A 610-nucleotide genomic window follows, 5' to 3' on the forward strand; every position below is an offset into this window, starting at 1 on the left:
CCCCGTGGTCTTCGTGACGTGGCGCGACGCGAACGCGTACGCGGAGTGGGCGGGTAAGGCGCTCCCGACCAGTCAGCAATGGGAGAAGGCTGCGCGCGGGACGCGCGGCACCGTGTATCCGTGGGGAGACCAGCCGACCCCGGCCAAGTGCAACGTCCGAGAGAACGGCGTCGGAGCGACGACACCCGTGGACTGCTATCAGACCGGGATCAGCCCGTACGGCGTGTACGACCTCTGCGGCAACGTCTGGGAGTGGTGTTCGAGTGAGTCGAAGCACGGCAGGCGGGAACTCAAGGGCGGCTCGTGGACTACGCCGTTTGAGCGCTGCACGCCCTCGACGTTCAACGATGCAGCGGAGACGATGTGCGACGACGACACTGGTTTTCGCTGCGTAGCCCCTCCTGAGACGTTCGAATAGCATTCTCCTGGGGGTTTTGGTGGGCGACGAAATCGACCTCTCAGGCGTGAACTGAGCGCCAGCAACGCCCGCAGAACGGCGCCCTGAGCTGGCCGTAGGCGTACAGCCACGGGGGAGGCAGTGTGTTCGCACGGGCGCAACCCGTGGAGGCCAGCTCAGCCGCGCGTCTATCGATGGGTCCGCCGCGACGGG

The 610-nt window shown here is 66.6% G+C and carries 1 protein-coding gene; it reads left to right on the forward strand.

The annotated features are described in order from the left end of the window. A partial coding sequence (locus DI005_RS00150) for an SUMF1/EgtB/PvdO family nonheme iron enzyme (protein ID WP_147263809.1) occupies positions 1 to 418 on the forward strand: 418 nt, incomplete at its 5' end. Positions 419 to 610: the final 192 nt, after the last annotated feature.

The sequence above is a fragment of the Prauserella sp. PE36 genome (assembly GCF_003311655.1).
Lineage (GTDB): Bacteria > Actinomycetota > Actinomycetes > Mycobacteriales > Pseudonocardiaceae > Prauserella_A > Prauserella_A endophytica.